The organism is Mesorhizobium sp. M0894 (assembly GCF_040319725.1).
Taxonomy (GTDB): Bacteria; Pseudomonadota; Alphaproteobacteria; order Rhizobiales; family Rhizobiaceae; genus Mesorhizobium.
In genome coordinates, this window is the sequence record NZ_JAMYOG010000033.1 from 25,046 (window position 1) to 34,575 (window position 9,530).

Below are 9,530 nucleotides of genomic sequence, written 5' to 3' on the forward strand. Positions count from 1 at the left end.
CAGACAAAGGTTGTTGAGATGAAAATCACGAGCATTCGGCCGTGGCTGATCAAGTCCGATGCTTCTTATTGGGGAGAGTTCCTGTTCGTCGAAGTGACGACCGACGAGGGAGTGAGTGGCTGGGGAGAGATCACCACCACCACAAGGCTCGCCAACCGCGCGCTCTGCACGATCCTGCGGCAGATCGGCGTCGCCGTGACAGGCGAGGATCCGGCGCATATCGAGCATCTCTGGCACAAGATCTTCCGCAGCTTCACCTACATGGGAAGCCGCGGCGCCGCCGTCGAATGCGTGAGCGCCATCGACATAGCCCTCTGGGACATCCGGGGCAAAGTCCTCGGCAAGCCGATTTACGAGCTGTTGGGCGGACCGGTACGCGATGAAATCGCGCTCTACACCCATCCCAACCAAGCCAAATTCACCAGCAAGGAAGCCGTGGTCCGCGAAATTCTAGACGTCGTCGAATCCGGACACACTGCGCTCAAGTTCGATCCGTACCCGCACCAGGGTCGCAGCGCCGATGGCCTGCCTCGCGAACAGCGGGACGGCTATCTCGATGGCAGCATGACCCGCAAGGACGAGCGCGAAGCCGCCGAACTCACGGCTCTGATCCGTGAAACGGCAGGGCCCGATGTCGACATTCTCATCGATGCGCATGGCCGTTTCGACGTTCCCACCGCCATTCGCCTCTGTCGAAGTCTCGAGGAAGCCGGTCAGATCGACTGGTTTGAGGAGCCCTGCCCGCCCGAGAGCCTTAACGCCCTCAAGCAGGTGCGTGAGAAGGTCAATACCGCCATCTCGTGGGGCGAGCGCGGCCACACGAAGTGGGATTTCGTGCCGGTACTTGAGAACAAGCTCGCCGACTACATCATGCCCGACGTCACCTGGACCGGCGGCATTACCGAACTCAAGAAGATTTCTGCCCTTTGCGAAGCCTACTACGTCCCGGTCTCGCCACATGATGCCGCGGGACCGATCAATGTGGTTGCGGGAGCGCAGGTGATGATGACTGTCCCCAACTTCTACAAACTCGAAACGTCGGAGTGGAACCTGGGCAAATACGATCACCTGATCGACAGACCGCTCGACATTTCGAACGGCAGCCTCAAGCTGACGTCGAAGCCTGGTCTCGGTATTGAGATGGACCGCGACTATCTGCAGGCCCACGAGATTGAGCTGGGCTAGCAACACTCTATGCCCAGGGTGCGGGGCGACAAGCCGAAAACGAGGATAAGTCATGGCAAAGACAGGTGGCGCCGACGAGGCGCTCAATCGGGTGAACGCGAACTCCAAGCCATCTCAGCTTCGCATCACCGACATGCGGGTAGCCGAAATCGTCGGCGCGCCGTTCACCTCAACCCTGCTCAAGATTTACACCAATCAGGGCATCGTCGGACTTGGCGAAGTGCGCGACGGCGCCAGCGCCACCTACGCGCTGATGCTGAAGAGCCGGCTGCTTGGCGAGAACCCCTGCGACATCGACCGCCTGTTTCGCCGGATCAAGCAGTTCGGAGGGTACGGCCGGCAAGGCGGCGGCGTCTCGGCGGTCGAAATCGCGTTGTGGGATCTCGCCGGCAAGGCGTATGGCGTGCCCATCTACCAGATGCTCGGCGGCCGGTTTCGGGAGAAGGTGCGCCTCTATTGCGATACCGATGCGACCGTGCCGAGCGGCACCGAGACCGGCAAGCGCCTCAAGCAGCGCATGGCGCTTGGCTTCACCTTCCTCAAGATGGATCTGGGGCTGATGCAGATCGCGGATGTACCCGGTGCGGTCGTATCCCCTGCCGGCTCACTTGAAGGGTACCGCGTCCACCCCGGCCGCGGCCCGGTCAAGACCACGGAGGAGCGGCGCGCCCGCAATGCCGCGTATGATTTGCATAATGTCCCCCACCCGTTTACTGGCCTCCACTTTTCCGACAAGGGCCTCGACCTGCTTGAGCAGTACATTGCCGAGGTTCGCGAAATTATCGGCATGGATGTTCCGCTCGCCATCGACCATGTCGGCCACATCTCACTGCAGAACGGTATTCGCCTCGCGAGGCGGATTGAAAAATACGTGCCAGCCTGGCTCGAGGATGTGATCCCATGGCAGTACACCGAGCAGTACCGACAACTGCAGGCCGCCACCACGGTGCCGATCTGCACCGGCGAGGACATCTACCTTAAGGAGGGCTTCGAGCCTCTGCTCAAGAGCGGCGGCCTCTCCGTTATCCACCCAGACCTGCTCACCAGCGGGGGCATTCTGGAGACCAAGAAGATCGGCGACATGGCACAGGATCACGGCGTCGCCATGGCCATCCATATGGCCGAAAGTCCTATCGCCGCAATGGCCGCGGCACATGTCGCGACCGCGACCGAAAACTTCATGGCGCTCGAATACCACTCTGCCGACGTCGAGTGGTGGGACGATATCGTCGCCGGCGTTTCCAAGCCGCTCGTGAAGGACGGCTTTATCACTGTTCCGGACAAGCCTGGCCTGGGGATTGACGACGTCGTCGACGAGGTGATCTCGCAGCATCTGCAGCCGGGTGTCACCGGCATCTGGCAGCCCACGGATCACTGGGACGACGAGTATTCCTGGGACCGCACCTGGAGCTGAGGCGAAAAACAACCGAACATGAAGATCACCGACCTCCGCTGCGCCGTCATCGGCAGGCATCCCATCGTCCGCATCGTCACCGACGAGGGCCTCTATGGCCTGGGCGAAGTCGAGTTCACCAAGACCTATCTCAAGCCTTGGGTCCTGCATTTCCGCGAGGCGCTGATCGGGGAGGACCCGACCGACGTCGAGCGGGTGATGCTGAAGATCCGCCAACGCGGCTCTTTCAAGCCCTATGGCGCGGCGGTAAGCGCTATCGAGCATGCGCTGTGGGACATTGCCGGCAAGGCCGCAGGCGTGCCGGCCTACAAACTGCTCGGCGGCAAGGTGCGCGACAAGGTGCGCGTCTATAACGGCTCGATCCGCCAGAAACGCACGGGCGACCGGCCGGAGGATTACGCCGCTGACGTCAAATGGATGATGGAGCAGCCGCAGAACTTCTTCATGATCAAGCAGGGAATCTCGTTCCACTCCGACATGAAGGACACCATCGAGGGCTTTCACTACGGCGTGACGCAGAAGAAGGCCGGCTATCACGGCGCCATGGATCAGGGCGTGATCAGCGAGCGCGGTTTCAACCACATGCTCGACTGCGTGATCGCGATGAAGGAAGTGCTGGGCGACAAGGTCAGCCTGGCGCTCGACTGCGGCCCGGGCTGGATGCTGCCCGACGCGATCAAGTTCGCGCGCGCGGTCGAGAAGTACAATTTGATGTGGCTCGAGGACATGCTGACTGGCGACTATGTGCCGTGGGTCAATCCGCAGGCCTATCGGGAGCTGACCACCTCCACCTCGACGCCAATCCATACCGGCGAGCAGATCTACCTGCGGCACAATTTCAAGGAGCTGATCGAAACGCAGGCGGTGCGCGTCATCGGCCCCGATCCGGCCGATATTGGCGGCATTGCCGAGCTCAAATGGGTCGCCGAGCACGCCTATATGCACTCGATCCTGATGGCACCGCACGGCACCGCGAACGGCCTTCTCGGCCTCGGCGCGCTGATCAATGTCTGCGCCACCCTGCCCGCCAACTACATCGCGTTCGAATACCCGAGCGCCTCCGACCCCTGGTGGGAGGATCTCGTAATCGGCCTGCCGTCGCAGATCGTGAAGGACAGCATGGTGGACCTGCTAGAAGCCCCGGGGCTGGGCCTCGATATCGACGCCGAAGCAGCCAGGAAGTATCTCGGGGAAGAGGATGCAGGCTTCTTCGACTGAACCGTCCTTCTTGCGCCACCCTGCACACGCGGACTGATTCTCGCAAATTGGCATCCGGAATGACCGTTTCGGGCCGGAATCTGCCGGTCCGTTTTCGAAACACATTTGGCTGAAGCGGACATTCGGCAAACGACCCAATATCAGTCGCCGACTGGCTCCTTGCCGGTGATATGAATACGGGCGGTAGTGCGATTCTATTCAAGCTCCATCGAGTTAGGTTGGCCCAATGAATGAACGCATCCAGGAAAGATGGCCGGCTATACCGTACGGTCCTTGGCGCAGTACGTGTTCCGCGCTGCATCTTTATATTCAGATCATAGGGAAATATCGGCTCGCCCGCTCACCGTGGGTGAACCATTCCTGGCATGCGACCCTTTACATCGACGCTCGCGGTTTCACGACCGGCCTAGTGCCAGATGGACCAGGCGGGATCGAATTGAGCCTCGATCTGATCAACCATGAGGTGGTCGGACGAGCAACCGATGGACGCATTGCCCGGTTCCCGCTTGAGCCGATGTCGGTCGCCTTCTTTCATGGGCGCGCGTTGGATCTCATTCGTACTCTCGGTGGGACACCGGAGTTCCATGGCAGGCCGAACGAGATTCCGCAGGCTATTCCGTTCGCCGAAGACAGGATGGAACGCCCCTACGACGCCAATGCTGTGACACGGTTCTTCAGGGCATGTGTGGCAGTGACGAACGTGCTCCAGATCTTCCGTACGGCGTATCTCGGCAAGGTGAGCCCGGTGCATCTCTTCTGGGGAAGTTTTGACATTGCCGTGACACGCTTCTCCGGTCGACACGCGCCCTCACATCCAGGTGGTATTCCGGCCCTGCCTGACGAAATCACCCGCGAGGCCTACAGCCACGAAGTCTCGTCAGCTGGCTTCTGGCCAGGTGGGGGTGCAATCGACTTTCCCGCGTTCTATTCCTATGCATACCCGATGCCGACCGGTTTTGCAGCTGCAAGAATTTCTCCTGAAGCCGCATATTACGATGAAAAACTCGGAGAATTTCTGCTGCCCTATGATGCGGTCAGGCTTGCCAACAATCCAGAAGACATGCTCATGACCTTTTTGGAAAGCACGTATCGCGCGGCTGCTGAACTCGGTGATTGGGACAGGGCTGCGCTCGAGTGCAAGGTTGGTAAACCTCGACAACCTCGGCCCATGTGAGACACAGAGGATTCGACTGAACTGACGACTTTTCCCGACTACTAGATTGTCGTCGTTCCGGGCGAACTGGCCGAAAGCGGACTTGCGGCTTCGAGGCTCGGAAGGTCAGAAGCGGACCTTCAAGCGCCCCGCGTGCATCGACGTGAACTGACCCGTTGCGGACCCTCTTTGGAAACAAAGGACGTCGCGGTTGGGTCATGACTTCCGGTTCCCGGAATGGCGCGGCCGCGCCCAGTTCCAATCGGAGGATTCCAGTTCGAGCGGCCCTGATCGCGGGGAAAGGTCACGAACACGTCAATAGCCAGTCCATACATAGCCGAACACCACGCTGGTCCAGCGCTTTGGCGCTGCGCAGCGCACGCTATCTTGGATGTTGGGGACACCCCCTCATAGGGGGACCGTAAACTTGCAGGATTCGCGCGGCGCGGGCTTGTTAGCTGGAGATCCGGGCCGTTCAGGATTTCGCAATACCTCCGCAGGAGTCCGCGGCGTCCTATCAGGGGTAAATTCAGGAACCCTTCGACCGCCTTCGTCGCCTGGCACAATGACCGCACCCTCCGGCGGCGGAGCCACCTCATCTAAAGGACAGGGGGTGAGGTCGCGCTCACAGATATCCGCGAAGCCGGACCCATCCGCATCGATAGCCAATGGATCTGGGTTGGTTCCACAAGCCCCGATGTATCTTCCCCAAATTGGGTTTGTGTAGGCGAGGCGCGTTCCGCAGCTACCAGGTTCAAGCTCGCTCTGGCAACTCATCTGACCGTCCGCCTGGGCGAATGCGCGCACGTAGAAAAGGCTTTCATGCTGGGTGGCAAGCTCAAATGTTTTGGGACTTAGGAAGATCCTTGCTTGTCCATGGAGCCTAATGTTATTGGCTTCGCGCTGGAGGTCAACTTGGAGAACGTCGGCTGGATCGGGATCGTAGGCGCTTGGCGAACCGCCCGGATCGTCAAACTGGTTACGTGGGCCATGACTGAATCGTGAAGAGCCCTCATTTGCCCTCCGCTGGTAGGCAAATGTACGCTGGGCATTACCGACGTACAGGTCAACTTTGCTGATTGGACCGAACTCAGGCGTCGACTGCCATTCGATAAGAACCGGTACATGCTCGCCAGGAAAAAGGTTGAACGTTTCGCCCATCTGGAAGTCCGTTAGGTCAATCCGGCCGTTGCGGTTCCTGTCAATAGCGATCCGGAGCGCAGGCCCATCGGTCACCGAGAACCTGCCTGCCGCCAGCGCGTCTATCACCTCCGTATTGCGGTATCGCGCGGTCTCCCGATCGCCAGAGACGGGCGCAAACACAAGTGGTGCCTCTGTACGATTTACCAGCACGAGGTTCCTTGGTTTTCCGATGGCCGTATCCACTACCGGCGTGTCGCACCACTGCTCCTTGCACGGGCGTCCCTCTCGACGGAAGTTGAGGTCGCCATGTGCGTCTGATCCCCCAGCCATGAACCACTTCCGTGGCTCCGCTCTTGGAAGCCAGTCAAGATTGCTGGTCTGGTTTGCGTTCAGTCCCTTACGAAGGAACAAGTCCCAAACGTAAGCACCGTGGTACAAGTTAGAAAAAAGTCTTCGCGGATACTGCGGCTCCTCGCGGCGCTGCCAAAGCCAAGGGAAATGGCCAAGTGCGGAGCCATCGTGCCAAGGTAAGTGGTACTTGTACTTATTATCAAGAGCGCTCACCACTATGCGATATCTCTCGTCCTTACGGGACTGCAGGCGTGTGTCCTCATTCCAAAACTGAAGGCCCAAGATTGCGGGAGAGCTCCATGCTCGGTTAAGCGCCTGGGTGGAGTAGGGTACAATATCAGGGCCAATTACGCTGTCAGGCGCCAGCCCGACGAGTGGATGAGCCAGGAATGCAGCGCCTTTTTTCTCAATTTCCTCGATTAAATCCTCGAGCCTACGCGAAGCACCACCAAATCTTGTAGTATTGCTCGGAATGAAACCACTTGCATCGTCAGCCTTTCGAGGAAAGTAAATCATGTGCTGGCGAGAAGGTTGCGGGGTAGGATTAGGAACCCTAAAGCGCTCTAAAATATCACTCGCGACTTCGCTGCCGAGTTTGTCGCCTATAAAGTCCGCGACAGGCACCCCTTGCTCGTCAAGCACGAGATAACTGTCGGAGCCATTCGCCCCATAGGGTTTGGAATAGCGCGCACGGCAAGCAGACAGGCCATCCGCGGCTATACATCTGTCGTTATCTGGCCAAAGATACGCGAGACCATCGCCGAAGCGGATCGCACCGTTGCGCTGCTCCGTCGCGGACATCTCTGGCCAAGCGTCTAGCTCTTCTCCGAGATAGACCTGTGGAACAACGCGCCGCCCAGTGAAGCCGGGAACGTTGCCAAGCCTGACATCCTCGTCAATGTCGTAGTTTGCGCCCTTTGGCCCATACAAAATGTTCCTCGCAGCAGCAAAGCGCGAGGGGTTCAGATCCCGAGCTTCAAATCCGATGAACCGCTTGCAACCACTGTCGTCTTCGCGGCGGGCATCCGCCGGCCTAGCTACCTCTGCACGGGGGCAAGTTCTGCCAACCGGTCTGCCATTCGGACGTTGAAAACATTGCTCGCCTTCTACGGTCCAGCATCGAGATACGCCGATCGCTCCGTCGACCTGCTTTCCCCCTGAGGCATGATCCGTCGCGAATACAAAATCCATGCCCATTGCGCCCAGGGCCCGAACGACGTTGCGGTACGAATAACCCGATTCACCTTCGTTATCCGTCATTTGCGCGTGGTAATGCAGGTCGCCATAAATCCACCCCGGAAACCGGGGCAGCGGAGCCTCTCCAGCATGCACAACGAGGTAATTGGTAAACTCGCGGCTGTCGCCACCGTACTTAGTTCGTACATTCACTTGGAGATGAATATCTCGGCCGGGGAAGACGGGCGTTTTGGGGGTGTACCACAAGCTCGCATGCCAAGCGTGTGACTGTGAAATTTGCAAAAGTTCAGCGGTACAATCTCGGCCCATCAAAGGACTGCAAAGTTTATGCTCCGGTTCAGCGTCAGGCGTCGAGATCCACCCTTGGCGTTCGATCTCGCGCAGATCGCCGGGTTGGTAGATCGTCGATGGATTGTCCGGGCCCTCTCGGACCCTTTCGATAACCTCGATCTCCTGGAGAGTTCCCGCATGGATCCTTTCGAGGAATAATGCTTCCGTGTCGCCTCGGTTGTCGTCGTAAATCGCGTCGTGAAAAGTCACGGAGATCGGGATAGCAGTGTAAGTGAGCCCGCCATCGCCGGCCTCCACCGGCTCAAGCCGCCAAGGGGCGTCAATTGCGAACTCAAGCCCGAACTGGCCGCCGACAGCATGCACCGGGATTGGCATTTCAGTGAGCCCCAAGAGCAAGAGGGCTCCAAATCCCTGGCGCCAACCTGTCGCCATGCTGTGCTCCATCGCATGCGTCCCCTCGATAGAGAGACGGCAGCAAGTAGCTAATCCTATCTTGCACTTTCTGTCCATTTCATTCGTCCAAGCGAGGCGAAGGCGTGTCGGAAGGCACCGGCCGCCTAATCCACTGGAATGGCCGATGCCGCGGAAATGAGGCGCCGCACTGACTTCGCCCCTTGCACCGAACGCGCCCTTCGTGTGAGGCAGTGTCTCGGCCAGATCAGGAGAGCGTCGCGCACCTTCTTCTGGCTGGCCTAGTCCTAGTTCGGAACTTCGAACTTCCCTGGTCCTCCTGGTTGGTCGACCTTGACGGCGTCCTGCAAGGCGACGGCCTTTTTGACGTCGTTTGGACCTCGGGATCGGCCAATGTGCGGATTGCCGTTCCTACGCAACGCGTGCCGATCTGTTCCTTCGCCAGCCTGTACGAACCCGCCCCGTAGAAGACGCTGGGCACGTACTGATCTTCGTCGATTATCTGAAGCGCCGCGACCTTCATCGCGATGGTCGGAGTTGTGCCTCTGCCATTTGTGGCTTCTTGTTTCCGAAAGTTCTATTGCCAGTGTTCATGTCGTCCGCGGCCTTGCCACCGCAGGGGGTCGACGGATAGCAGCTTTCTTAGCTGCTTCAGTCGGACCAAGAGAACGCTACTGTGGCGCTGGCAGAATTCCAACGGCGCGCGAGATTGCGGATCGCCGAGGCCCGTTTTGGAGTAGTGAGCAGCCATTTGGCGTGAGCGATACGAACGTCTGAGTTGGGTCATTTGACGCTGGTTCGCCTGAACGTACGCTTCCGAGATGCTAATTGGCGTCCGGAAGGTCCGGTCAGGGTCCATGGGTGTGAGTTCGGCCGAGGGTAGCGAACTTCCGCAAGGGGTCGATTTTCCCCGTTCCCGTACGGTCGCAGGAGGGTGGAATGAGACTTTCAGCCTGTCGCAAAAATCAGGTCGATTGGCGCTAGAGCGGTTCCTGATTTGACGGAATCGAAGGGGGTTCCCGATCAGTCGGTTCTGTGATTCAAGATGCTGGCTGGAGTGGAGGCCAGCATCGGATGACGCCACCGCTTTCGGATGATCTTCGCGAACGTGTTGTAGCGGCGGTTTTGGGTGGCGAGAGCCGCCGGTCGGCCGCGAAACGGTTCGGC

5 protein-coding genes are annotated in these 9,530 nt (G+C 59.1%); 4 read left to right on the forward strand and 1 reads right to left on the reverse strand.

The features are described from left to right. Positions 1 to 18 precede the first annotated feature (18 nt). The 4 genes from NKH91_RS31160 to NKH91_RS31175 all read left to right on the forward strand — a co-directional run bounded on the left by NKH91_RS31160 (position 19) and on the right by NKH91_RS31175 (position 4,991). A complete protein-coding gene (locus NKH91_RS31160; protein ID WP_352885515.1) occupies positions 19 to 1,185 on the forward strand; it encodes a mandelate racemase/muconate lactonizing enzyme family protein in 1,167 nt (388 codons plus the stop codon). Positions 1,186 to 1,237: 52 nt separating this feature from the next. Then, the gene (locus NKH91_RS31165; RefSeq protein ID WP_352885514.1) at positions 1,238 to 2,599 is read left to right on the forward strand and encodes a mandelate racemase/muconate lactonizing enzyme family protein; all 1,362 of its coding nucleotides are present in this window, start codon (positions 1,238 to 1,240) and stop codon (positions 2,597 to 2,599) included. Between the two features lie 18 nt (positions 2,600 to 2,617). After that, on the forward strand, positions 2,618 to 3,817 hold the full coding sequence (locus tag NKH91_RS31170; RefSeq protein ID WP_352885513.1) for a mandelate racemase/muconate lactonizing enzyme family protein: 1,200 nt from the start codon (positions 2,618 to 2,620) through the stop codon (positions 3,815 to 3,817). A gap of 226 nt (positions 3,818 to 4,043) precedes the next feature. Further along, positions 4,044 to 4,991 carry a DUF5996 family protein gene (locus NKH91_RS31175; RefSeq protein ID WP_352812018.1) on the forward strand — a complete coding sequence of 316 codons (948 nt, stop codon included), beginning with the start codon at positions 4,044 to 4,046 and terminating at the stop codon, positions 4,989 to 4,991. A gap of 387 nt (positions 4,992 to 5,378) precedes the next feature. Here NKH91_RS31175 and NKH91_RS31180 read toward each other — a convergent pair whose 3' ends face one another. Beyond that, the gene (locus NKH91_RS31180) at positions 5,379 to 8,384 is read right to left on the reverse strand and encodes a hypothetical protein (protein WP_352483893.1); all 3,006 of its coding nucleotides are present in this window, start codon (positions 8,382 to 8,384) and stop codon (positions 5,379 to 5,381) included. Positions 8,385 to 9,530: the final 1,146 nt, after the last annotated feature.